General features: G+C 69.6%; 25 protein-coding genes. 6 read left to right on the top strand and 19 right to left on the bottom strand.

What is annotated here, in order from left to right; all coding sequences use genetic code 11:
• Nucleotides 1-2: 2 nt before the first annotated feature.
• The 9 genes from zwf to BDK89_RS05280 all read right to left on the bottom strand — a co-directional run bounded on the left by zwf (nt 3) and on the right by BDK89_RS05280 (nt 8,865).
• On the bottom strand, nt 3-1,409 hold the full coding sequence (gene zwf, locus BDK89_RS05240; RefSeq protein ID WP_133867941.1) for a glucose-6-phosphate dehydrogenase: 1,407 nt from the start codon (nt 1,407-1,409) through the stop codon (nt 3-5).
• Nucleotides 1,406-2,428: a phosphogluconate dehydrogenase (NAD(+)-dependent, decarboxylating) gene (gene gnd, locus BDK89_RS05245; protein WP_133870985.1), complete on the bottom strand. Its 1,023-nt coding sequence runs from the start codon at nt 2,426-2,428 to the stop codon at nt 1,406-1,408. The genes zwf and gnd overlap by 4 nt, the downstream gene beginning before the upstream one ends.
• Nucleotides 2,429-2,491: 63 nt before the next feature.
• The gene (locus BDK89_RS05250) at nt 2,492-3,112 is read right to left on the bottom strand and encodes a maleylpyruvate isomerase family mycothiol-dependent enzyme (RefSeq protein WP_133867942.1); all 621 of its coding nucleotides are present in this window, start codon (nt 3,110-3,112) and stop codon (nt 2,492-2,494) included.
• A gap of 104 nt (nt 3,113-3,216) precedes the next feature.
• Nucleotides 3,217-4,092, bottom strand: coding sequence for a DUF1295 domain-containing protein (locus BDK89_RS05255; RefSeq protein WP_243839102.1), 876 nt, complete (start codon nt 4,090-4,092; stop codon nt 3,217-3,219).
• Nucleotides 4,093-4,151: 59 nt separating this feature from the next.
• Nucleotides 4,152-4,574: a GNAT family N-acetyltransferase gene (locus BDK89_RS21655; protein WP_166657392.1), complete on the bottom strand. Its 423-nt coding sequence runs from the start codon at nt 4,572-4,574 to the stop codon at nt 4,152-4,154.
• 184 nt (nt 4,575-4,758) lie between these two features.
• A complete protein-coding gene (locus tag BDK89_RS05265) occupies nt 4,759-5,385 on the bottom strand; it encodes an ABC transporter ATP-binding protein (RefSeq protein WP_133867945.1) in 627 nt (208 codons plus the stop codon).
• Nucleotides 5,369-7,003 carry an ABC transporter permease gene (locus BDK89_RS05270; RefSeq protein WP_133867946.1) on the bottom strand — a complete coding sequence of 545 codons (1,635 nt, stop codon included), beginning with the start codon at nt 7,001-7,003 and terminating at the stop codon, nt 5,369-5,371. The genes BDK89_RS05265 and BDK89_RS05270 overlap by 17 nt, the downstream gene beginning before the upstream one ends.
• A gap of 6 nt (nt 7,004-7,009) precedes the next feature.
• Nucleotides 7,010-8,203, bottom strand: coding sequence for a thiamine ABC transporter substrate-binding protein (locus tag BDK89_RS05275; protein WP_133867947.1), 1,194 nt, complete (start codon nt 8,201-8,203; stop codon nt 7,010-7,012).
• Entirely contained in the window at nt 8,200-8,865 is a 666-nt protein-coding gene (locus tag BDK89_RS05280) for a thiamine diphosphokinase (RefSeq protein WP_133867948.1), read from the bottom strand. The genes BDK89_RS05275 and BDK89_RS05280 overlap by 4 nt, the downstream gene beginning before the upstream one ends.
• A 150-nt stretch (nt 8,866-9,015) precedes the next feature.
• Between BDK89_RS05280 and BDK89_RS05285 the strand changes: the two genes are divergently transcribed.
• Entirely contained in the window at nt 9,016-10,431 is a 1,416-nt protein-coding gene (locus tag BDK89_RS05285; RefSeq protein ID WP_133867949.1) for a TolB-like translocation protein, read from the top strand.
• Nucleotides 10,432-10,479: 48 nt separating this feature from the next.
• Here the strand turns inward: BDK89_RS05285 and surE are convergent, their stop codons facing one another.
• Both surE and BDK89_RS05295 read right to left on the bottom strand, forming a co-directional pair.
• Complete coding sequence (gene surE / locus BDK89_RS05290; protein WP_133867950.1) at nt 10,480-11,307, bottom strand: 5'/3'-nucleotidase SurE; 828 nt, start codon at nt 11,305-11,307, stop codon at nt 10,480-10,482.
• A gap of 297 nt (nt 11,308-11,604) precedes the next feature.
• The gene (locus BDK89_RS05295; RefSeq protein ID WP_133867951.1) at nt 11,605-12,576 is read right to left on the bottom strand and encodes a DMT family transporter; all 972 of its coding nucleotides are present in this window, start codon (nt 12,574-12,576) and stop codon (nt 11,605-11,607) included.
• Nucleotides 12,577-12,641: 65 nt separating this feature from the next.
• Between BDK89_RS05295 and BDK89_RS05300 the strand changes: the two genes are divergently transcribed.
• On the top strand, nt 12,642-13,433 hold the full coding sequence (locus BDK89_RS05300) for an SDR family NAD(P)-dependent oxidoreductase (protein WP_133867952.1): 792 nt from the start codon (nt 12,642-12,644) through the stop codon (nt 13,431-13,433).
• 4 nt (nt 13,434-13,437) lie between these two features.
• Here the strand turns inward: BDK89_RS05300 and BDK89_RS05305 are convergent, their stop codons facing one another.
• The gene (locus BDK89_RS05305) at nt 13,438-14,199 is read right to left on the bottom strand and encodes a maleylpyruvate isomerase family mycothiol-dependent enzyme (protein WP_166657393.1); all 762 of its coding nucleotides are present in this window, start codon (nt 14,197-14,199) and stop codon (nt 13,438-13,440) included.
• A 74-nt stretch (nt 14,200-14,273) separates the two neighbouring features.
• On the opposite strand from BDK89_RS05305, the gene BDK89_RS05310 reads away from it, so the two are divergent.
• Together BDK89_RS05310 and BDK89_RS05315 are read left to right on the top strand one after the other, a co-directional pair.
• Entirely contained in the window at nt 14,274-14,927 is a 654-nt protein-coding gene (locus tag BDK89_RS05310) for a NifU family protein (RefSeq protein WP_133867954.1), read from the top strand.
• Between the two features lie 79 nt (nt 14,928-15,006).
• Nucleotides 15,007-15,660, top strand: coding sequence for a maleylpyruvate isomerase family mycothiol-dependent enzyme (locus BDK89_RS05315; RefSeq protein WP_133867955.1), 654 nt, complete (start codon nt 15,007-15,009; stop codon nt 15,658-15,660).
• Between the two features lie 16 nt (nt 15,661-15,676).
• Here BDK89_RS05315 and BDK89_RS05320 read toward each other — a convergent pair whose 3' ends face one another.
• Nucleotides 15,677-16,843: a trans-sulfuration enzyme family protein gene (locus BDK89_RS05320; RefSeq protein WP_279586777.1), complete on the bottom strand. Its 1,167-nt coding sequence runs from the start codon at nt 16,841-16,843 to the stop codon at nt 15,677-15,679.
• Entirely contained in the window at nt 16,833-17,243 is a 411-nt protein-coding gene (locus BDK89_RS05325; protein WP_133867957.1) for a VOC family protein, read from the bottom strand. Before BDK89_RS05325 ends, BDK89_RS05320 begins: the two co-directional genes overlap by 11 nt.
• A 19-nt stretch (nt 17,244-17,262) precedes the next feature.
• Between BDK89_RS05325 and BDK89_RS05330 the strand changes: the two genes are divergently transcribed.
• Nucleotides 17,263-17,613 carry a VOC family protein gene (locus BDK89_RS05330; RefSeq protein ID WP_133867958.1) on the top strand — a complete coding sequence of 117 codons (351 nt, stop codon included), beginning with the start codon at nt 17,263-17,265 and terminating at the stop codon, nt 17,611-17,613.
• 83 nt (nt 17,614-17,696) lie between these two features.
• Here BDK89_RS05330 and BDK89_RS05335 read toward each other — a convergent pair whose 3' ends face one another.
• From BDK89_RS05335 to dxs, 3 genes are read right to left on the bottom strand one after another with little or no spacing between them, the layout of a single operon-like run.
• Nucleotides 17,697-18,464 (bottom strand): inositol monophosphatase family protein, encoded by a 768-nt coding sequence (locus tag BDK89_RS05335; protein ID WP_133867959.1) that lies wholly within the window; start codon nt 18,462-18,464, stop codon nt 17,697-17,699.
• Nucleotides 18,465-18,482: 18 nt separating this feature from the next.
• Nucleotides 18,483-18,794 carry a cupin domain-containing protein gene (locus BDK89_RS05340; RefSeq protein WP_133867960.1) on the bottom strand — a complete coding sequence of 104 codons (312 nt, stop codon included), beginning with the start codon at nt 18,792-18,794 and terminating at the stop codon, nt 18,483-18,485.
• A 1-nt stretch (nt 18,795) separates the two neighbouring features.
• Nucleotides 18,796-20,742, bottom strand: coding sequence for a 1-deoxy-D-xylulose-5-phosphate synthase (gene dxs / locus BDK89_RS05345; protein ID WP_133867961.1), 1,947 nt, complete (start codon nt 20,740-20,742; stop codon nt 18,796-18,798).
• An 85-nt stretch (nt 20,743-20,827) separates the two neighbouring features.
• On the opposite strand from dxs, the gene BDK89_RS05350 reads away from it, so the two are divergent.
• The gene (locus BDK89_RS05350; protein WP_133867962.1) at nt 20,828-22,441 is read left to right on the top strand and encodes an acetolactate synthase; all 1,614 of its coding nucleotides are present in this window, start codon (nt 20,828-20,830) and stop codon (nt 22,439-22,441) included.
• 101 nt (nt 22,442-22,542) lie between these two features.
• Here the strand turns inward: BDK89_RS05350 and BDK89_RS05355 are convergent, their stop codons facing one another.
• Both BDK89_RS05355 and BDK89_RS05360 read right to left on the bottom strand, forming a co-directional pair.
• The gene (locus BDK89_RS05355) at nt 22,543-23,160 is read right to left on the bottom strand and encodes a hypothetical protein (protein WP_133867963.1); all 618 of its coding nucleotides are present in this window, start codon (nt 23,158-23,160) and stop codon (nt 22,543-22,545) included.
• Entirely contained in the window at nt 23,142-23,528 is a 387-nt protein-coding gene (locus BDK89_RS05360) for a thioesterase family protein (protein WP_133867964.1), read from the bottom strand. The genes BDK89_RS05355 and BDK89_RS05360 overlap by 19 nt, the downstream gene beginning before the upstream one ends.
• Nucleotides 23,529-23,629 lie beyond the last annotated feature (101 nt).

The raw sequence follows: 23,629 nt of genomic DNA on the forward strand, positions 1-23,629 counted from the left end.
CCCTAGCTCGGCATGTACCAGTGGTCGCCGTCCTCGAGGAGGCGGTCGGCTTCGGCCGGTCCCCACGAGCCACGGAAGTACGGATGCACCGGGCCCGGTTCGTCGAGCAGCGGCTGCACGACCCGCCACGTCTCTTCGACCACGTCCTGGCGGGCGAACCGCCGGTTCGAACCCTGGATCGCGTCGCCGAGCAGCCGCTCGTACGCGGACGACCGTTCGCCGAGCGCGGCCGCGAAGTCGACGGAGATGTCGACGTCCTGGCTGTCGAGGTGCGGACCGGGCGTCTTTGCCTGGAGCGTGAAGGTCACGCCGTCCTGGCTGCCGAGGCGGAGCCGCACGAGGTTCCGTCCGGGCGGCGGACCACCGGCCTCGTCGAACAACAGACGCGGCGGTGGCTGGAACTCGATCACCGCTTCGGTCGCGGCCTCGGTCAGCCCCTTCCCGACGCGCACGAACCACGGCACGCCGGCCCAGCGCCACGAGTCGATCTCGAGCCGGGCGGCGACGTACGTCTCCACCGTCGAGTCGGTCTCGACCCCCGGCTCGTCGCGGTACCCGACGTACTGGCCGCGGACGACCTCGGTCGGATCGATCGCCTGCATCGCGGCGAGCACCTTGGCCTTCTCGTCTTGCAGATACTGGCTGTCGGAGCCGGCCGGCGGTTCCATGGCCAGCAAGGCGACGACCTGCAAGAGGTGGTTCTGCAGCACGTCTCGGATCGCGCCGACCCCGTCGTAGAACGACCCTCGCCCTTCGACGCCGATCGTCTCCGACATCGTCACCTGGACACTGCGCACGTAGCGCCGGTTCCAGACCGGTTCGAGCAGGGTGTTCGAGAACCGGAAGACCAGGAGGTCCTCGACCGACTCCTTGCCGAGATAGTGATCGATGCGGAAGATGCGCTCTTCGGGGAAGACCGAGGCGAGCGTCTGGTTGAGTTCGCATGCCGAGGCGAAGTCCCGACCGAAGGGTTTCTCGACCACGATGCGGCCGCGCTGGTTGAGGCCGACCGAGGCGAGCCGTCGGGCGACCTCGGGGAACATCGACGGTGGGATCGCCATGTAGTACACGGCGTTCTTCGAGCCGTGTCGGTCGAGGGTGTCGCGCAGTTCGTTCCAGGTGGCCTGGTCGGCGTAGTCGCCCTGGATGAGATCCATCCGGTCCTTCAGCGGATCGATGACCGCCGCGTCGGCGTGCGCCTCGGCGGCCACGATCGCGTCGCGGGCGTGCTCGCGGAAACCGTCGTCGGTCCAGTCGGAGCGAGCGACACCGATGACCGGCACGTTGAGCACACCGGTCCGCTCGAGGTGATAGAGCGCCGGGAACAGCTTCCGCTTGGCGAGGTCGCCGGTGGCACCGAAGAGGACGAGGGCGTCGGCTTCGGGCTGGGTCGAGAGCGGCAGCGTCATCGGGTGGAGTCCTTCCGCTCGTGGTGGCCACCGAAGCCGGCGCGCATCGCCGACAGCACCTTGTTGGCGTCGTCGGCCCGCCCGCGCGACTCGAAGCGGGCGTACAGCGCCGCCGACAACGCGGGGACCGGGACCCCCTCGTCGATCGCAGCGTGCAGCGTCCACCGGCCCTCGCCCGAGTCGCTCACGTGGCCGGCGTACTCCTCGAGTCGTGGATCGGCGAGGTAGGCCTCGGCGGTGAGGTCGAGGAGCCAGCTCGTGATCACCGACCCGCGCCGCCAGACCTCGCTCACCGACGACAGGTCGATGTCGTACTGGTAGTACTTCGCGTCGTCGAGGGGTGCCGTTTCGGCGTCGGCGGCGTGGTCGACGGCGCCGATGTTCGCCTTGGCGAGCACGTTGAAGCCCTCGGCATACGCCTGCATGAGGCCGTACTCGATGCCGTTGTGCACCATCTTCACGAAGTGGCCGGCTCCCGAGGGGCCGCAGTGCAACCAGCCCTGCTCGGCGGGCGTCGGGTCGCCCTCGCGACCGGGCGTCCGTTCCGCTGCGTCGACACCGGGTGCCAGGGTCGAAAAGATCGGTGACAGCCGGTCGACGGCGTCGGTGTCGCCGCCGATCATCAGGCAATAGCCCCGTTCGAGACCGTGGATGCCGCCGCTCGTGCCGACGTCGAGGTAGTGCAGTTGCCGATCGCGCAGCGCCTCGCTGCGGTCGACGTCGTGGCGGTACCACGAGTTGCCGCCGTCGATGATCGTGTCGTCGGGCGACAGCAGGGGAGCCAGCTGTTCGACCGTGCTCCCGACGTAGGCGGCCGGGATCATCACCCAGATGTTGCGCGGCGGCTCGAGTGCGGCGACCAGTTCTTCGAGCGAGTGCGCTGGTGTCGCTCCTTCGGCCGCCATCTGGTCGACGGCCTCGTCGCTCACGTCGTGCACCACGCACTCGTGACCGGCGGCCATCAGGCGGCGAACCATGTTGGCGCCCATCCGGCCCAGGCCGACCATTCCCAACTGCATCGTCTGTTGCATGCTCTCAGCCTGCCACGTCGCGATGCGGTTGCCGACCGGGTCGGCGCGACGTCACCAGATGTTCGCCGGGCCGAGCCCGTCGATCTCTGCGCGGCCCATCATCCACGCCAGTCGACGCGGTGGTGGGGTTCGCAAGGCGGCCTCGGGCAGCGGCGTGAGCCCCATTGGTTTGCCGGCCCGCCACAGCATCTCCATCGCTCGGAGTTCCTTGCGCACGTACCGGCTCGGGAAATCGTCGAACCCGTAACCGAGCCCGAGGTCGGCACGGTGCACCTCGACCTCGCGCTGGCGGAGGAACGGCAGCATCTCCTTCGGGCGTGCCGCTGCGATGGTGTCGACCGTTCCCGACCAGTCGTCGACCGTCGCCAGCGCCTCGTCGACCGCGGCAGCGCTCCGTTCGACGTCGTCGACGAGCTCTTCCCAGCTCCGGTCGGCGCCCGCCTCGATGTCGGCGTTGCGCCCGTCGCGGCCGTGCGGATACTGCGGGTTCCCGTCGAGCATCGACAGGATGCTGTCGGCGTTGCGGGCGAGGTGGGTGAGCACGTGCCCGATGGACCAGTCGGGGAGCGCCGACGCCGTCGCCGGGTCGAGCGGCTCCAGCGTGCGCAGGTGGGTCACCAGCCCGGCGTGTGCCCCCGCCAGATCCGCCACGTCGGTCTCGATCTCCGTCATGTTCGGGAACCTACAGCGCGAACAGAAGGGGTCAGGCACCTTCTGTTCCCCACCACGTAATCGCGGGCAAGCGGGCAGAACAGAAGGTGCCTGACCCCTTCTGTTCAGGAGCGGGGCGGGAGGGGCACGAGAACCGATGTGCGTTCCACGTAGGCCCGGTAGTCGGGGTCGTCGCCCCAGCGCTTCGCACCCCGGGCTTCGAGGAGCGGAATGCCGCTGATGCGGGTGAGCAGCACGATGACGAACACGGGTGAGATCAGCATCACCCAGCGCCAGCCCGACAGGATCGGGAGTGCCAGGACCGCCATCCCGATCCAGAGGGTGATCTCGCCGAAGTAGTTGGGATGCCTCGACCACGACCAGAGCCCCGAGGTGATGAAGCGGCCGTCGTTCGCAGGGTCGCGCTTGAACGCCGACTTCTGTTGATCGGCCACGACCTCGATCACGAAGCCGACTGCCCAGAGGGCGATGCCGACGTAGCCGACCCACTCGAGCTCCTCGCGGTCGGCAGCGGTGATGATCGCCAAGGCGCAGGCGGCGGTGAAGAGCACCCAGAGCCCCTGCAGCGTCCAGGTCATGAAGAAGCGGAGCGGGTTCGTCTTGATCGCGTCGAACCGGCCGTCGCGCCCGTCGCGCTTGACACGACGGAACAGGAAGCTGCCGAGCCGGCCGGCCCAGACGGCGACGAGGATCGCTGCGATCCAGGCACGAGCATCGAGATCGTCGCTCAGCACGACGGCAGCGGCGACGACGCTGACGTAGGTGATGCTGCCGGTCAGGTCGTAGTACGCCTCGGTCTGGGCGGCGTTCGACGGGACGAACACGATCCAGTTGATGAGGTAGGCGAGCGCGGCACAGATCGCGAAGACCGGGAACGAGCCGACCTCGACGCTGCCCGAACTGCCGGCGAGGGCGACCAGCACACCGATCGCAATGCTGGCGACGATGCCGATGATGGAGACCTGGTCACGACGGCGCACGAACGGATGGTACGAAAGCGCGGCCCTCCGGGGATGCATCGTGGCGCCGACGGGCGCAGCTACACGTGCCGGACGATGTCGATGTGGGGGAGGCCGGTCGCGAGGTCGGTGTACTCCGGGCCCTTCGCCTCGAACCCGTGCCGCTCGTAGAAACCCAGGGCTGCGATGCGCGCCCGTGCCCACACCACCTCGGCAGCCTGCGAGCGGCATCGGTCGATGCCGCCGTCGAGGAGAGCGGCGCCGACCCCGCTGCCGCGGCGCGACGGGGCGATCGCCATACCGCGTAGTTGATAGCCGGCGATGGCGGGCAGGTCGGGGTACCGACGGGCCATCCACGTCGAAATCGCGATCAGCGCCTCACCGTCGCGGACACCGAGGTGGAACGTCGTCGACTCGTCGTCACCGTCGAACACCACCTGATCGCTCCGTGTGCCGTCGCGCAGCACCGAACGTCGGAGCGGATGGGTGTCTCCCGCGGTCAACTCGACGATCCTCACCACCGGAGTATGCCGTTCGATCCGGGTCGGGTGTCGGACGGAACGGCGACGGAGCGATCCGGGTCGGGTGTCGGATGGAACGCCGAGGCGTTTCGGGAGATCACCCGACCCGACGTGGTCGTGCGTCTTGCCGTGCCCGCTGGCACCGGCCCTGAACGGTCGTGTCGTTTCAGAGGTCGCCGAGGTGGACGGTGCGGTCGGCGACGGTGGCGGCTTCGTCGGCGTCGTGGGTGACCCACACGGCCGTCGTGCCGACCCGGCGGAGGATCGCAGCGATCTCCACCATCAACCGATCGTGGAGTTCTCGGTCGAGACCCGTCAGCGGCTCGTCGAGCAGCAGCACCTTCGGGTGCGGCGCCAACGAGCGGGCGACGGCGACGCGTTTCGCCTCACCGCCCGACAGGTCGCCGACGTCGCGACCCTCGAACCCCGGGAGACCGACCACCTCGAGGAACTCCGACACCCGGCGCGTGCGTTCGCCACCGGGCATGCGCTGCATCTTCAGGCCGTACCCGACGTTGTCGCCGACCGAGAGGTGTGGGAAGAGCTGCTCGTCCTGGAACACCATGCCGACGGCGCGCCGGTGCGTCGGCACGTGCGTCACGTCGGCGTCGCCGATCCGCACCGTTCCGCTGTCGGGCGGCACCAGTCCGGCGACGACGCGCAGCAGTGTGCTCTTCCCGCTGCCGGAGGGCCCGAGCAGAGCGACGATCTCACCGTCGGCGACGCGCAACGACACCTCGTCGAGCACGGTGGTGTCGCCGAAGACGACGCTCACATCAGCGACGTCGAGCACGATCACCTCGCTTCGTGCCGCTCACGTCGCCACCTGCCAGATCGACCAGGACCACGATCGTGATCGTGGCAGCTGCAAGGATCGCCGACAACGCGAACGCCTGCGCCTGGAACGAGCCGCCGGTGCGGCCGAGCAGCCGCTCGATGGCGATGGGAAGCGTGTCCGACCCGGTTCGTGACAGGAAGCTCGTCGCTCCGAACTCACCGAGCGAGATCGCAGCAGCCAAGCCGGCGGCGATCGCGAGCGGGCGGCGCATCATCGGCAGGGTGGTGGTCGCCCAGGCCCGGATCGGTGGTGCGCCCAGGGTGGCGGCGGCGGCGCGCAGATCGGGATCGATCGCCCGCACCACCCCGAGCCCCGACCGGACGACGAACGGCAGCGCGACGAGGGCATGGCCGATCGGAACGAGCCACCACGAGGCGCGCCAGTCGAACGGGTCGGAGTCGAACGTGATCAGCATGCCGAAGCCGATCGTCACCGCCGAGGTGCCGAGCGGGAGCATCAGCCCGGCGTCGAGCAGCTTGCCGGCGCGGCCGAGTGCGCTGATCGCCACGATGGCGATCGCCCCCAACAGCACGGAGAAGATCGTGGCCCACATCGCCGTCGTCACCGACCGCCACAGGGCGCCGAGCGGATCGATGCCGAGCGTGAGCCCGGGCCGGATCTCGTCGTTGCCGAGATTGCGCCAGGCGCGGAGGGTGTATCCGTCGCGACTCCACAACGAGCGCTCGATCAGGGCGAGGAGCGGTGTCGCGACGAGGACGGTCGCCAGCCCGACCGACAGGCCGACGTACCACCGCTCGCGCCCACGGGGGCGGCGCCGTTGTGGGGTGGCGACGAGGTCGACGGTGCGAGCGGTGCGACGCTGGATCGAGGTCGACACGACGACGAGCGCGGCGAGGACGATCAGCTGCAGGACCGCGAGCACAGCGGCACCGCCGAGATCGCCGAGCTGGGTCGCCCGCCGCCACACCTCGACCTCGATCGTCGCCCGCCCCGTCGTGCCGAGTACCCGGATCACGCCGTACGAGGTGAACGTGAAGAGGAACACGATCGCCGTGGCCGAAGCGATCGCCGGACGCAGCAGCGGGAGCGTGACGGTGCGGAACACCCGCCACGGACCCGCGCCGAGCGTGGCGGCGGCCTGCTCGAGTCCGAGCGGCAGTCGCTCCCACACTGCACCGACGGTGCGCACGACCACGGCGAGATTGAACACGACGTGGGCCCCGAGGATCGCCCACACGCCCCGGTCCATCGAGTCGGGGAGCACGGCGATGATCGCGGCGCCGACGACGACCGTCGGGAGCACGAACACCGCCGTGAGCAGACCGAGCAGAGCGCGACGACCGCGGAATTCGAACCGGGAGACGGCCCAGGCCGGCCCGAGCCCGGCGGCGAGCGTGAGCAGGGTGCTCGCGACCGCCTGCCAGGTCGTGAACCAGAGCACCTCCCACGTCGAGTCCCGACCGAACGTCTCGCTCACGGCGTCGGCGCTCAGGCCGCGCCACATCAGGGTGACGAACGGCCACGCGTAGAACAGCACCAGGAACAGCAACGGCGGCAGCGTGACCGCCGCCACGAACCAGCGCGGCAGACGGTTCGGGTCGGGCCGGGCCATGTCAGGTCACGACATGATCTCGGTCCACTCGTCGATCCAGGCCGAGCGGTTGGCGTCGATCTCGGCCGGGTCGAGCGACAGCGGCGAGTCGGGGATCGTCGCGAAGTCGGTGAAGACGGGGTCGAGCTCGACGGTCTCGTTCACCGGCCACACGAACAGGTTGAGCGGCACCTCGCGCTGGAAGCGCTCCGACACGAGGAAGTCGACGAGCTGACGCGCCGCCTCGGGTGCGTCGGTGCCGGCGAGCACACCGGCGAACTCGACCTGACGGAAGCACGTCTCCGCGATCACGCCCGTCGGGGCGGTGTCCATCGGCTCCTCGGCGTACAGCACCTCGAACGGCGGGCTCGATCCGTAGCTGACGACGAACGGCCGCTCGCCGCCGGCCCACGAGAACGACTCGTAGTAGGCGGTCGTCCAGCTGTCGACCACCTCGACGCCGCCGTCGGCGAGCGCCTGCCAGAACTCGGTCCAGTCGTCGCCGAACTCGGCGATGGTCGCCATCATGAACGCCAGCCCGGGCGACGACGTCGCCGGGTTCTCCACGACGAGCAGGTCGGCGTGCTCCTCGGCGAGTTCTTCGAGTGAGGTCGGCGGGTCGATGCCCAGTTCGTCGAGCGCGGCGATGTCGTAGTTCACACACACGTCACCGAAGTCGACCGGGGTCGCCTCGCCGTTCGGCACGAGGGCGGTGAACTCGGCGGGGACGTCGGCGAGCGCCGGCGACACGTACGGTTCGAACACGCCGGCGTCGACGGCGCGCGACAGGAACGTGTTGTCGATGCCCCACATCACGTCACCTTCGGGGTTGCCGGCGGTCAGCTCGGCCTTCGAGAGCATCGTCCCGGTGTCACCGGCGACGAGCAGCTCGACCTCGACCCCGGTCTCGGCGGTGAACTCGGCGAGTGCCTGGTGCACGGGGTTCTCGTCGTCGGCCGCCGGGAACGAGTCGTACGCCACGAGGGTGACGGTCTCGGCGCCGGCCCCGTCGTCGCTCTCCTCGTCGGCTTCGTCGGTCGCCGACGTCGTCTCGTCGGTCACGACGGTGTCGTCAACGGGTTCGTCGGCCGACTCCTCGACAGCGGCGTCGTTCGGTTGGGTGTCGGCGCTGCCCTCGGTGTCATTGCTGTCGTCGCCGCAGGCGGCGACGACGAGGCCGAGTGCGAGCACGGCGGCAGTCAGGCGAGTGGTGGCTCTCATGGCAACTCCTTGGTCGTTGCAGGGGGATGGGAGAAGATGGTCAGGACGCCGGTCGAGACGGTGACCTCGGTGTCGGCGCCGGTCGTGACGTTGCTGACGCCGTGCCCGACGAGGGGTGCGAGTTCGGCGTCGTGGAGCGGCCACTCGGCGCCGGTGATCGACACGCCGGTGCACCGTCCGTGGGTCGCCACGAGCGAGATCGTCGCGCCGGGTTCGGTGACGAGATGGATTCGGCCTGGCCCGTGCAGCACGTGGAACCGCTGGGCGCCCCACCACCCTTCGAGCACCGGGACTCCGGTCAGACCCGGTGCCCCGAGTGCACCGATCGCGGTGAACGTGTGATCGAGCCGATCACCGGGCCCGGCGATCAACACGACTCGGGCGGGGGCGAACGACAGCGCCATCGCGAGTGCGAGTTCGGTGTCGGTGAGGTCTTTCGCCGGGTCGTGCCGCTCGATGGTGGTGTGTGCTTCGGCCCAGGCGAGGCCGTCGGCCGAGATCGAGTCGAGATCGCCCACCAACGCCGCAGGGGTCACGCCGGCGGCGAGTGCATGGTCGAGCGCTCCGTCCGCGGCGATGACGATCGCGTTCGGCGGGATGTGCGCAACGGCGTCGGCGTCGAGCGGGGCTGCCCCGGTGACGACGACCACGGTTTCGTTCATGCGCTTCCTCCGCCGGCATTATCCGGATCAGGTTCTCGGGTCGGTGGAGGCGTCCACCCTCTCAGCCCGTCGTTCCGCGAGCTCCCCGTTCGGTTGCCGTTCACATTACCGCGACTTGTCGGCGAACCACCGGTGTGATCGGATGGCCGAGTGGACGGGGACCGCATCGAGATCGAACTCGTCCCCACCGACGGGGGCGCTCATCGCTCGTCGCCGCCGACCCGGCAACCCAGTTCGTCGGCTGCCCCGTCGTCCGGATCGCCCCACGTGCTCGAGGCCGACACGTCCGACGTCGAGTCGCCGGACGAACCCTCGGACGGCCAGAGCCGAACCGTCGCGATCGCAGCCGGTGTCGGACTCGTGGCGCTGCTGCTCGGATGGGTCGTCGGCCGTGCCGGCGGCAGCGACGAGACGGCGACAGAGCCTGCGACCACGGCCGAGGCGACCTCGCCGCCGACGACCGAACAGGACGACGCGGCGACACCGATCGACACGATCGCACCACTCGACGAACCCGAGCCGCTCGACGAACGCGGGCCGCTCGAGTCGTGGCCGCCCGTGTCCCGGCAACAGAACGCGACCGACCTGGTCGAGAACGGCGCCGCCATCTCGACCCGCGACGTCGAGATCGACGAACGGCTCGTCGGATACGACCTCCGTCTCGTCGCCCTGGCCGGCATCGACGTCGCCGAGCTCGATCTCGGGAGCGGCACGGTCAGCGACTACGTGCTCGACGGACTGCCCCGCAACCTCAGCTCCGCACTGATCGCCGGCGACGACTGGATCGTGCTGCCGATGTACGACGGCCGCGACGCCTACGTGGTCTTCGACGACGGCACGGTCGACCGGTCCCGTCTGGCTCCCGATGGTCACCAGACGCTGTATGTCGAGGGCACCGATCGGTTCTGGCGACCTCCGTCGTCGTACTTCCCGAGCGGCGGGTTCGAACTCGAGGAGGTGGGCCTCGACGGTGAACCGACGGGCCGGACGATCCTGTTGCCGTCGAACGTCTGGCCGGCATTCGTCGACCCGCGCGGCGGTGTGATCGTCCAGTCGAGCGGTCGATGGTTCACCGTCGACGAGGTGGATTCGGCCGCACTCGGCGTCGGCGAGCTGATCGCGCTCGACGCGAACACCCTGGTCCTGAACGACTGCGTCACGCTCGACGACTGTGGCCTGTGGCGGGTCGACCGGGAGACGGGGACGACCACGCGAGCGCCGATCGATCTCGAACGGTTGGGGACGCGACTCCTGCCGGCCGCGTGGTGGACCGGCGACCCCGGTGCAGGCCTCTCGCCCGACGGCCGGTGGCTCGCCGCGACCGTCGAACGCGACGGCGGCGCCGTCGACGCCGTCCTCGTCGACCTGTTGACGGGTGCGTCGACCGATCTCGAAGGTGGACGACCCGGCCCGCCGGCGCTGGTGTGGACCGACGACAGCCGGTTCGTGATCTCGCTCACGCCGATGGGCTCACCGACGGCGTACGACGTCGAGACCGGCGAGACGTTCCCGGTCGTGACCGACGATCAACCCGTCGGCTGGAACACCCTCACCGCCCGCAGCTGACGTAACGGTCACACAGCGAACGGGGTCGTCTCCGACCACATTCGTGCGTCAGGTGAACATCGAGGCGAGCGACGCTTCGGCCGAGCCCATGTCGGTGCGGGGTTCGTGGACGAACCGGCTGAGGTAGCTGACCGAGACGATGCCGGCCTCGACCGCGCCACCGTCGGTGTCGACGGGCAGGTCGACGAGGTCGCCGGAGCGGATGTCGAAGTCGAACACGCCGGGTTCACCGTCACGCTCGACCAGCTGGGCCTTCGTCATCGAACGCGGTGGCTGGTGTCCGACTTCGGTGATCGACCAGCCCTGCAACTCGTCGAGTTCGACGTTCGGGACGTTGACGTTCGCGACCACCGGCTCGCTCGGGAGATCGGTGAGCATGCCCTCGACGAAGTGGGCGGCGACCGCGGCGGCGGTCGGCCACTTCTGCTGGGAGATGGCGTCCTGGTAGGCCTGGCCCTCGGTCGCCCACGTCGACTGCTGGCTGATCGCCACGCCCGACCAGCCGCCGTTGCGACCGGTGAGGCACGCGCCGACGGTGCCCGAGTGGTAGACCGACCGGCCGACGTTGGCGCCCGGGTTGATGCCCGACACGACCAGGTCGAACGGGGCGCCGAACGCTCCCAGGCGGGCGTAGAACGTGCAGAGTGCCGGCGGGCCGTCGATCGCCCACGCCTCGACGATGCCGCCGACGGGGAAGTCGGGACGGCGTGTCACCGTCGGGTGGCTCTCCCAGATCGCGCCGATCGCTGCGCCGGCTCCCGAGTACTCGCTCGCCGGGGCGATCACGGTCACCTCGCCGAGCGGGGCGACCGCCTCGGCCAGATGCATGATGCCGGGAGCGTCGATGCCGTCGTCGTTCGTCACCAGGATGCGCACCCTCCCTGCCTACCAGCCCCCGGTGAACAACCGGCCATCGCACGATGAACGCCGCCCCCCTCCCGACCACCAACCGCCCCGGACGCCCAGGCGATTGAATCGACCAGGTGTCCGGCCGGACGTGGGTGTGGTGCCCGGCCCCGGACGCCCAGGCGATTGAATCCACCAGGTGTCCGACGGTGGACGCCCAGGCGATTTGATCGACCAGGCGTCCGGCCGGACGTGGGTGTGGTGCCCGGCCCCGGACGCCCAGGCGATTGAATCCACCAGGTGTCCACCGGTGGACGCCCAGGCGATTTAATCGACCAGGCGTCCGGGTTCGGGGTCTGAGCCGGGGTCGGGGCTCGAGGTGGCGGTGGCGGTGCGGGTGACGGCGCGTTGGCTCGACCACACGACGAGGGCGATGCCGAGCATCACGAGGATCATGCCCGGCACCTGGGCGAGGGCGATCGCCTCGCCGACGATGAGCCACCCCCAGAACGCGGCGAGCGCCGGCTGGCCGACCTGCATGACCGAGATGGTGGCGATCGGCACCGACCGGTGGGCGTAGAACAGCAACCCGTGCCCGGCCATGCCGGTCAGCACCGACAGCAGCCCGATCGACACCCACGTCTGCCAGGTCAGGGGCCAGAGTTCGTCCCCGGCGAGCACCAGGGCGATCGGCGTCGCGGTCACGAGCCCGATCGGCATGATCGTCGACATGAAGTCGATGATCGGCACCCCCTTGCCGCGTGCGTACTTCGAGGTCGAGTAGTAGGCGACGGTCAGGATGAGCACGCCGCCCATGAGCAGGTCGCCCTGCCAGGTGGCGACGCCGGCGTCGGGCCCGTAGAGCAGCACGATCACCAGGCCGGCGACCGACAGCACGCCCCAACGCAGCGCTTTCCAGTTGGGTTGTTCGTGGAAGACGAGGAAGCCCGTCGGGATGATGAGCAGTGGCGCCAGCGCGGCGATGAACTCGGCGTGGGCGATGGAGGTCTTCGTCACCGCCGTGAAGAAGAGCGAGATCTGCAAGCCGAGACACAGCGCTGCGGGTGTACTCGCCACGACGCTCGCACGCGACGGCAGCGGGCGGTCACGCGCGACGCGCAGCGTCAGGGTCAGCGACCACCACAGGATCGACGATCCGATCAGCCGCCACCACGCGATCACCGACCCGGGCGCACCCGGCCACTTGATGATGCCGGACGACATGCCGAAGCAGATGATCGCGGCGACGACAGCGGTCAGACCGAGCAGACGCTGCGAGCGGGTGGGGTCGGCTTCCATGGAAGGGGCCAGCTTGCCAGTCGGCCGATCCGTCGTGCGGGTCGGCGGCCTGCCATCGTGGCGGCATGACGACGACGCAGCACCTGGCCGGCCGGATCGCACTCGTGACCGGTGGCGGCCGCGGGATCGGGCGGTCCATCAGCGAGCACCTCGCGTCGCACGGGGCAGCCGTGGCCGTCAACTATCGACGCGACGCCGACGCGGCCGCCGAGGTGGTCGCAGCGATCGAGGCGAGCGGCGGGCGAGCCGCTGCGTACGCCGCGTCGGTCGACGACGCCGATGCCATGGCGTCGATGGTCGAGGCGATCACCGCCGACCTCGGCCCCGTCGACCTGCTCGTCTGCAACGCAGGGATCGCATCACGCGGCCAATCGGTCGCCGACACCGACCCGGTCGAGCTCGTGCGGGTGATCAACACCCACGCCGTGGGGGCCCACCACGCCGCCCGCCTCGTGCTGCCGGGGATGCGCCAGGCGGCCCGTGGCGACATCGTCATGATCTCGTCGGTCGCCGCTCACACACACGGCGCGAACGGGGCGCCGTACAGCATGGGGAAGGCGGCGCTCGAGTCGCTCGCCTACACCCTCGCCAAGGAAGAGCTGCCGAACGGCATCCACGTCAACATCGTGGCGCCGGGCCTGGTCGAGACCGACATGGGTGTCCGGCTCGCACGCGCGGTGTACGGCAAGCGTGAGATGGACGACCTGCGCGAGCTCGACAGCCAGTTTCCGTTCGGTCGCGTCTGCCAGCCCGACGACATCGCGAACGTCGTCACGTTCCTCTGCAGCGATGCTGCGGGTTACGTGACGGGGCAGCGGATCGTCGTCGACGGTGGTGCCGGCTCGTTCCGCAGCTGAGCTGTCACATCCCGGCGATCGACAGCCAGTCGGCGAGCACCTGCTCGTCACCGACCGGGCTGAGTTCGTCGCTGAGCGGCGAGTCCCGACCCCACAGCCGGAGCAGGATCGCTGCCGCCGGACCCCGCAGCGCTGCGTCGCCTTTCTCGTGCGCCCGCTTCAGCCGGTACTCGCCGCCGTCGTTCCAGACGAGCCATTCGCCTTCGACGTCGGTGCAGTGGACGTGCAGACTCCCGGTGGGCAGCTCGATGCCCTCGCGGACCATGAGGCGGGGGATGGTGATCTCGAAGTACTCGTCGATCCCGTCGCTCGCCAGTTCGGGGTCGAACGGCGACGGCTCGCCGACGGCGCGTTCGGCGTCCCATCGGTGCATCGCCGTCTCGTGGGCCTGGCGACGAGGCCACACGCGTCCCACCTGCTCGACGGGGAACGGGTGCCACGTCGGGCCGTCGGGGTCGAGCCGATCGAGCGCAGCGAGGAGCCCGGCGAGGCTCTCGCGATACCACCCGGCCAGGTCGTCACGACCGGGTTTGGGCGGAGGGCCGGCATCGGCGGTCGGGGGTTCGCCGTGCTCGACGACGTAGGTCGCCCACCGGTGGATCAGGCCGAGGTGCTCGACGAGATTCGTCAGCTGCCAGCCGGGGCACGCAGCGACACCCGCGTCGAGCGGCCCGCGTTCGACCGCCGCTGCGAACCGTGCGCCTTCTTCGGTCAGATGCCGGATGTACCAGCTCGAGTCGTGCAGCGGTTCCAGGGCGTCACTCACATCGGTGGACCGTAGTGCGAGCACCCGTCGGCCGCCATCTGTGCCCGGGGGAGGTCGCCGGTAGCCTCGAACTCATGAGCCCCCTCGAAGCACTCGCAGCGGACAGTGGTGACGGTCGGAGCAAGCCGATCATCTCGATCACCGACGCCGCCCTCTCCAAGCTGATCGAGTTGCGCTCCGACGAGCCCGACGCCGACCAGCTCGGGCTGCGTCTCTCGATCGTGTCCGGCCCGGGCGAGGACTTCCGCTACGACTTGAGCTTCGACGACTACCTCCAGGCGGCGTTCACCGACGAGGTGCGCACCCACGAGGGCGACGCCGGGACGTTCAAGGTCGTGATCCCCGCCGACAGCGTCGAGCGGCTCACCGACGCCACGCTCGACTACACCGACAACCAGGGTCTCGTCATCCGGAACCCCAACCGGCCGCAGGCCCCCGACGTCGAGGGCCTCACGAGCGACGACGAGCTGTCGGCCCAGATCGAGACGATCGTGTCGGCCGAGGTCAACCCGGCGCTCGCCGCGCACGGCGGCTTCGTCACCTACGTCGGTCACGACGGTGAAGGCACCGTCTTCATGACGATGGGCGGCGGCTGTCACGGTTGCTCGATGAGCAAGATGACGATGCTCGAGGGTGTGCAGACCATGCTCACCGAGCAGCTCCCCGAGGTGCAGCGGGTCAAGGACCTCACCGATCACTCGACCGGCGAGAACCCCTTCTACAGCTGACCGTCGGGGTTCGCGCCGCGACCCCCGCTCCAGCTGACCGTCGGGGTTCGCCCGACGACCCGTGTCGTAGTCTCCACCCATGGAGATCGCGCGCCTCTACCGTGACGTCCAGCGTTCGTTCGTCGAACTCGTCGCCGACCTCGACGCCGACCAGTGGGCGCTCCCGTCGCCCTGCACGCCGGAGTGGACCGTTCGCGACGTGTTGTCCCACGTCGCCGGGGTGAGCATCGACATCGTCGACGGCAACGTCGAGGGAGCGGCCACCGATCCGTGGACGGCTGCCCAGGTCGACCGATGGCGCGACACTCCGGTCGACGAACTGATCGAACGCTGGAACGCCGCCATCGGACCGGCGGCCGACGGTATCGAGGCGTTCGGCCAGCCGCTGCCGATCTTCGACTGCCACAGTCACGAACACGACGTGCGCACCGCGGTCGGTCGCCCCGGCAACCGCGACAGCGAGGCGATGAGCGTCATCGTCGACGCCCTGCTCCACCACGACTTCGGCCGTCCTCTCACGATCGACTGCACCGACAGGGCGGCGGTGACGAACGAGGGCGAGGGCGAGCCGCTCCAACTGTCGGGAGTGACGGGGTTCGAGGTCGCACGGTCGCGGCTCGGTCGTCGCTCGCGACGTCAGGTCGAATCGTGGGACTGGAGCGAGCCGATCGGCGACGATGTGTTCGCCGCCTGGTTCCGCTTCGGGCCGAACCCCGTCGACATCGTCGAGTAGCCGGCTCGGCTCGTCGTCAGCCGAGGGCGCGGGTGAGGTCGGCGACGAGGTCGCCGGCGTCTTCCAGGCCGATGGTCATCCGCACCAGCCCGTCGGTGACGCCGCACGCCACCTGCTCGTCGGGCGTGAGGCTGGCGTGGGTCGTCGTCTGCGGGTGGCACAGCAGCGTTTCGGGCCCCCCGAGCGAGGTCGCGGGCCGAGCGAGCTCGATTCGGTCGATCAGGCGCCGGACTCCTTCGTGGCCTTCGACGAGGTCGAACGCCAGCACGGTGCCGAACTGGCGCATCTGTCGTTTGGCGAGGTCGTGCTGGGGATGTGACGACAGACCGGGGTAGTGCACCGCGGCGATCGCCGGGTGCTCGGTGAGCCACTCGGCGAGATGCTGGGCCGTTGCCGCCTGGTGAGCGGTGCGCACGGCGAGCGTGCGGACCCCGCGAAGGGCGTTGAGCGCGTCGAACGGCGACGCCATCGCCCCGTGCAGCACGCCGTACCCCCAGATCGCATCGACGAGTTCGCGCTCGCCGGCGACGACGCCGATCGTGGCGTCGTTGTGCCCGGCGATCCCCTTCGTGGCCGAGTGCACGACGAGGTCGACCCCATGGGCGAGCGGTTGCTGTCCGACGGGGGTGGCGAACGTGGAGTCGACCACGGTGAACGGGCTCATGATCGACCCGATCTCGTCGAGGTCGCACAGCTCGAGCCGTGGGTTGGACGGGGTCTCGATCAGCACCATCGTGGTCCGGCCCGGCTCGACGGCAGCGCCGACCGCGCCGGGTTCGGTGCCGTCGACGATCGTGACGTCGATCCCGAAGCGCTGGCACGGACCCTGCAGGAACGCCAGCGTGCCGGCGTACAGCTGGCGAGTGGCCACGATGTGATCGCCCGAGGAGCACAGCGCCAGCACCGTCGATGCGATCGCGCCCATGCCCGACGCGAACGCCATTGCGTCCTCGGCGCCCTCGAGGTCGGCGATCGCCTCCTCGAAACTGCGGACGGTCGGGTTCGAGTACCGGCCGTAGAACTCGTCGGCGCGCAAGGCGGTCGCACGACGATGGGCATCGTCGAAGCCATCGGACTCCCAGACACTCGATGCCCACAGCGCCGGCGCCATGGAGCGGCCGCTCGCGTCGCGGCCGGCCCTGATCGCCCGACTCGACGGCTTCAGTGACGGATCAGGTGACACAGAACTCGTTCCCCTCGGGGTCGTGCATCACCATCCACCAGCCGCCGTGTTCGTCGACGCGCCGGACCTCGGTCGCCCCCGCCTCGACGAGCTCGCTGATCTTCTGGCGCTTGCCGTCGTCGGTGCGGTCGGAACGGATGTCGAGATGGACCCGGTTCTTCACCGTCTTCGGTTCGGGGACGCGCAGGAACAGGATGCGGGGACCGATCTCGTCGGGGTCGACGATCGCCGAGATCGAGTGCGCCGGAGGCAGTGGGATGTCGTTCGAACGCAGGAAGTCCTCCCAGGAGAGGAATCCCGCCGGCGGCGGTTCGACCACATAGCCGAGCGCTGCTGACCAGAACGCCGACATCGCATCGGCGTCCTGACAGTCGATCGTGATCTGGAACCGCACGGCCACAGGGCGTACCGTACCGCTCATGCCCATCGGCTCGTTGCATGAGATCGTCGTCGACTGCTCCAACCCGATCGCGCTCGCCCGGTTCTGGCAAGCGCTGATCGGGGGCGAGGTGATCGAGGAGGCCGACGACTGGGTCGTCCTCGACGGCGACGAGGACGGCTTCTACATCGGGTTCCAGAAGGTCTCCGAGCGGAAGTCCGGAAAGAATCGCGTCCATCTCGATGTCGACGTCGACGATCTCGATCGGGCGATCGACGAGGCCGAACAGCTCGGTGCACGCAAGATCGGCGGCCTCGTCGACACCGACGACGGGCCGTTCCAGGTCATGGCCGACCCCGAAGGCAACGAGTTCTGCTTCATCACCGGCTGAACAGATGGGGTCAGGCACCTTCTGTCCATCCCGTCACTGTCCGCCGGACTCTCTCGGAACAGAAGGTGCCTGACCCCATCTGTTCAGGTGAGGAGCCGGATGACGTCGTCGTGGAGGTGGCCATTGCTGCTGATGGCGGAGTCGTGTTCGTGGGTCGGGGTGCCGTGGCGGTCGGTGAAGCGACCCCCCGCCTCGTCGACGATCAGCCGGACTGCGGCCAGGTCGTAGGGCTGGACACCGATCGCGTCGACCGCCACGTCGACCGCTCCTTCGGCGACGAGGCAGTGCTGCCAGAAATCGCCGAACGCACGTGCCCGTCGTGCCCGCTGGAGGAGCGACACCAGCGCGCCCGTCTTGCCGATCTCGTCCCAACCCGGGCTGAAGGTGACGTTGACCTGGGCGTCGTCGAGACTCGCCACATCGGACACGTTGCACCGCCGTCCGTTCGCGAACGCGCCCTCACCGCTCGCCGCCCACCATCGTCGGCCGAGCGCCGGTGCCGACACGACACCCACCACCGGTCCGCGTTCGTCGTGCAGCAGCGCGATCAGCGTCGCCCACACCGGGATCCCGCGGACGAACCCCGACGTGCCGTCGATCGGATCGACGATCCAACGCCACGGTGAGTCCGGCGGGCCTTGGAAACCGTGCTCCTCGCCGAAGAAGCCGTGGTCGGGGCGCTCGGCGAGGACGCGGTCGGCGAGCAGTGATTCGGCGCCGCGGTCGGCTTCGGTGACCTCGCTCCGGTCGTCTTTCCACCCGAGGGTGAAGTCGGCCGCCTCGAAGCGGGGGAGGGTGAACGCGTCGGCGGTGTCGGCGAGCGAGAGCGCGAACTCGAGATCGGGGTGCACGCTGCGAGCGTACGAGGCTCAGACCGAGCCGGCGCGCTCGACGACCAGGACGCGGGCGGGGCCGTCGGGGTGCGCCACGTGTTCGGTCCCGGCGTCGGCGTAGAAGACGTCGCCGACTTCGAGCCGGTGCACGCTCACCTCGCCGTCGGAGCGCACGTGCATGTCGACGACGCCGTCGAGCACGGCGAACACCTCGTCGCCGTCGTTGACGTGCCACACGTACGGCTCGTCGGTCCAGTGCAGCCGGACCGTTGCGCCGTCGATCGACGCGATGTGATCGGCGTCCCACGCTCGTTCGCCGGTGTACTCGGCGGCGCGCAGGATGCGCACGTCAGACGTCCGGATCGAGGACGGCGCGAGCCGCGAGCACGATGCCGTCGGTGTCGAGACCGAGGCGGGCCATGATCGTCTTCGGGTCGCCGTGCGGGATGAACTGGGTCGGGGTGCCGAGCGAAGCGACGGGGACGGCCGGGGCGATCGCTCCGACCTGGTCGGCGATCATCATGCCGATGCCGCCGTCGCGGACGCCGTCCTCGACGGTGACGATCGCCCGATGCGTCGCGGCGTCGGTGATCATCGCCGGGTCGAGCGGGGCGCACGAGCGCACGTCCCAGACCGTCGTGTCGATCCCCGACTCGGCGAGTGCGGCGGCTGCCTTCTCGGCGAACTCGAGCATCCGGCCGACGGCGAGGATGCAGAGCGTGCCGTCGCCGGCCTGCACCTGTCGGGCCGACAGGCCGCTGCCGACCTGATCGTCGGCGACCTGGCGGGCCGACCCCCGCGGGTAGCGGATGACGACCGGACCGTCGTCGGAGAGCGTCGCGGCGTCGTCGATCATCTGGTGCAGTTCTTGCGCGCTCGACGGCGCCAGGACCCGCATGCCGGGAACCTTCGACAGCAACGCCATGTCGTAGACGCCGTGGTGGCTGGCACCGTCGGGGCCGGTGATGCCGGCGCGGTCGAGGCAGAACACGACCGGCAGACGGTGCAGCGCGACGTCGTAGACGACCTGGTCCCAGGCCCGCGACAGGAACGTCGAGTAGATCGCCACGAACGGGCGGAGGCCACCCATCGCCATGCCGGCGGCGCCGGCCACGGCGTGCTGCTCGGCGATGCCGACGTCGAAGAAGCGCTTCGGGAAGTGCTCCTGGAACGGGAGCAGGCCGGTCGGGCCGGGCATCGCGGCCGTGATCGCGACGATCCGGTCGTCGCGTTCGGCGGCCTTGATGACGCCCTCTGCGAAGGCCTGGGTGTACCCGGTCGGGACCGCCTTGGGCGGGCCCGTCATCGGGTCGAACACCGGCGCATCGTGCAGGTGCTTCTCGTCGTCGTCCTCGGCGGGTGAGTACCCGCGCCCTTTCTGGGTGAGGACGTGGACGACGATCGGCCCCTCGGCCGAGAGCTCGATCGCGTTGTGGAACGCCTGCTCGAGCTCGTCGATGTTGTGTCCGTCGACCGGGCCCGTGTAGCGGACGCCCAACGCCTCGAAGAACGACGGCGGCTGCAGAAACTCGCGCACGCCGGCCTTGAAGCCCTCGACCGCCTTCTCGGCCTGCGGGCCGACGGCCGGCAGGCTCGCGAGGAAGTCCTCGAGTCGCCGCTGACGGCGGACGTACACCGGGTTGAGACGGATGTCGGTCAGCGCGTGCGAGAGCTTGTCGGTGACCCGGTCGGTGAACGACGGGTGCGCCTCGTGTTCGTCGGCGCCCTGCACGTTGGCGGCCAGGTTCGACACGGTGGGGGCGTAGCTCCGTCCGTTGTCGTTCAGCACGATGATGACGCGGCGTTTGCCGTGGCCGAGGTTGTTGATCGCCTCGTAGGCCATGCCACCCGTCATTGCGCCGTCGCCGATCACGGCGACGATGTGGCGATGGTCGTCGGTGCCCGTGTCACGCGCGACCGCCATGCCGTACGCGTACGAGAGCACGGTGGAGGCGTGGCTGTTCTCGATGTGGTCGTGGCGGCTCTCTTCGCGACTCGGGTACCCCGACAGGCCGCCCTCCTGGCGGAGCTGTTCGAACTGGGTCCGACGACCGGTCACGAGTTTGTGGACGTACGCCTGGTGGCCCGTGTCCCACATGATCGCGTCGGTCGGGGAGTCGAACACGCGGTGCAGCGCCAAAGACAGCTCGACGGCACCGAGGTTCGAGCCGAGGTGGCCGCCGGTCTCGCTCACAGCCGCGACGATGAAGTCGCGGATCTCGCCGGCGAGTGCGTCGAGTTCGTCGTGATCGAGGGCCCGTAGGTCGGCCGGTTCGTTGATGCGCTCCAGATACATCTGGGCTTCAACGCTACCTCGTCGCCCGCGGGGAACGTCCAGCAGGTGCCGTCACGCCACGGCCCGGATCGGTACGGTTCGGGCCATGACACGGATCGAGGGACACGCCGGACAGCAGACGATCGCCGCACTGCAGCAGTTCGGCACCGACGTGATGTTTACCCTGAACGGGGCGCACATCTGGCCGTTCTACGACGCCGCACGTGATCGGGGGATGCGGGTGGTCGACACCCGCCACGAGCAGGCCGCTGCGTTCGCCGCCGAGGCGTACGCCAAGCTGACCCGCAAGCCCGGACTCGCCGCGCTCACCGCAGGCCCCGGCGTGACCAACGGCATCTCGGCGGTCACGTCGGCGATGTTCAACGGCGCGCCGCTCGTCGTGCTCGGCGGGCGAGCACCCGAGGGTCGGTGGGGAGCCGGGTCGCTCCAGGAGTTCGATCACGTCCCGGTGCTCCAACCGATCACCAAGCTCGCCACGACGGTGAAGCAGGCCGAACTGGCCGGTGAGATCGTCCACGGCGCGGTCACGCTGGCCGCGTCGCCGCACCGCGGCCCGGTGTTCCTCGACTTCCCGTTCGACCTGTTCGCTCCGACCGAGGGTGAGGTGCCCGACGGTGGCGCCGACCTGTCGCCGGCCGCCGATCCCGCCGCGATCGACCGCCTCGCCGAGCTGATCGCGAAGGCGGAGCGGCCCGCCTTCCTCGTCGGGAGCGACGCCTACTGGGACGGAGCCTGGAACGAGCTCGAGGCCGCAGCGACGGCGCTCGGCGTGCCCTGCTTCTTCAACGGCCTGGGCCGCGGCATGTTGCCCGCCGATCATCCCCACGCCTTCCTCCGGACGCGCGGCGTGCTGAAGCAGCGTGCCGACCTCGTGGTCGTGATCGGCACCCCGCTCGACTTCCGTGTCGGCTTCGGCACGTTCGGTGATGCGACCGTCGCCCACGTCGTCGACGACGAGTCGCAGGCGGCGGGGCACGTCGACGCCACGACGGTTGCCGGCGACATCGCCGTCACCCTCGCCGGTCTGGCGAACCACACCGGCGACCGGGTCGATCACAGCGGCTGGCTGGCCGAGTTGCGCGAGGCCGAGGAGGCGGCACGTGCCAAGGAGGCGCCACTGCTCGAGGCCGACGACGCGGCGATCAAGCCCACCCGCATCTACGGCGAACTTCGCAAGCGTCTCGAACGGGATGCGATCGTGATCTGCGACGGCGGCGACTTCGTGTCGTACGCCGGCAAGTACGTCGAGACGTATCAACCCGGCTGCTGGCTCGACACCGGCCCGTACGGCTGCCTCGGCAACGGCATGGGCTATGCGATCGCGGCGCGCACCGTGCACCCCGACCGTCAGATCGTCGTGATGCTCGGCGACGGTGCGGCCGGGTTCTCGTTGATGGACGTCGACTCGCTGGTGCGCCACGACCTGCCGGTGGTGATGGTGGTCGGCAACAACGGCATCTGGGGGCTCGAGAAGCACCCGATGCAGATGATCTACGGCTGGGACATGGCCTGCGATCTGCAGCCCGAGACCCGGTACGACGAGGTCGTCAAGGCGCTCGGTGGTGCCGGCGAGACGGTCACCTCCCCGGACGAGATCGGCCCGGCGATGGACCGAGCCTTCGCGAGCGGCGTGCCGTACCTCGTGAACGTCATGACCGACCCGAGCGACGTCTACCCCCGCTCCAGCAACCTCGCCTAGGGCTCGAGCGACCAGAAGGGGTCAGGCACCCTCTGGCCCCCGACGTCGAGCAGGCGATCGCTGCCACGCCAGAAGGTGCCTGACCCCTTCTGATCCGACCCCTAGCCGGCGAGGGGCGTGCAGGGGCTGTCGTCGGTGGGGACGAGTTCGTCGGTGTCCGACACGGTCCAGAGCTCGGGCAGCTCGCCGAGGTAGCCGGCGTCGACGAGGTCGGGAAGTCCGGCTGGGTCGACGCCCTGCTCCTCGGCGAAGCGCGGTGCCGCAGCGAGGATCTCGGTGAGTTCGGTCGCGCACTCGAGTCCGCCGACACCATCGATCTGGTCGTCGGTCCACGATGCGAGGATCTGCTCGCCGGTCGGGAGCTCGGACGACGACGTGATGATGTCGTCGAGCGGCACCACCTCCGGCACGTCGCCACAGGCCGGGTTCTCGGCGACGATCTCGCCGTCGACGATGTCCCAGTCGGTCGTTGCTTCCCGGATGTAGTCGGGCACCAGAGCAGCCTCGTCGACGGGCGGTTCGCCCTCGAGGATCGTGTACGTGTCGATCGCCTGCCGCAAGACCGATGCGTTCGCCGCACAGGTCTCGCTGCGGGCTTCCTCGATGGCGGTGATACCGGGGCGGACGACGGCGTCTTCGATCTCGTCACCGCCACCGCACGAGGCGAGCAGGGCGACGCCGCAGGCGACGAGCGAGGCGGTCAGTCGGCGCGGCAGCACTTCGACATGAACTTCTGCACGTCGACGAGGACTCGGGTGACCTTGCCGGCAGCCACGAGCCCGCCGGAGTCGCTGGCCGTGACGGCGAAGGTGATGCGACGGCCCTCGACCTTGTCGAGCATGGCCTCGACGACGACCTCGGCACCGACCGGGGTCGGCTGGAGGTGGTCGATCTGGACCCGCATGCCGACCGAGGACTGACCCTCTTCGAGCATGCCGCGCAGCGCATCGATCGTGGCCTGTTCGAACAGGGCGACCATGCGGGGCGTGCCGAGCACGTTGACGTCACCGGAGCCGAGCGCGCTGGCGGTGTCGGCCTCACCGACCACCAGTCGTGCTTCACCCTTGAGTCCGACAGCGACGTTCACGGCGAGTCACGCTAACGCCTCCGGCGCACTCACACACGCACCGGGCAGGTGACGGTTTCGTCACGGAACGATGGCGGTGATCGCCCGCGTGGGCACGGCCC

This window comes from Ilumatobacter fluminis (assembly GCF_004364865.1).
GTDB classification, from domain to species: domain Bacteria; phylum Actinomycetota; class Acidimicrobiia; order Acidimicrobiales; family Ilumatobacteraceae; genus Ilumatobacter; species Ilumatobacter fluminis.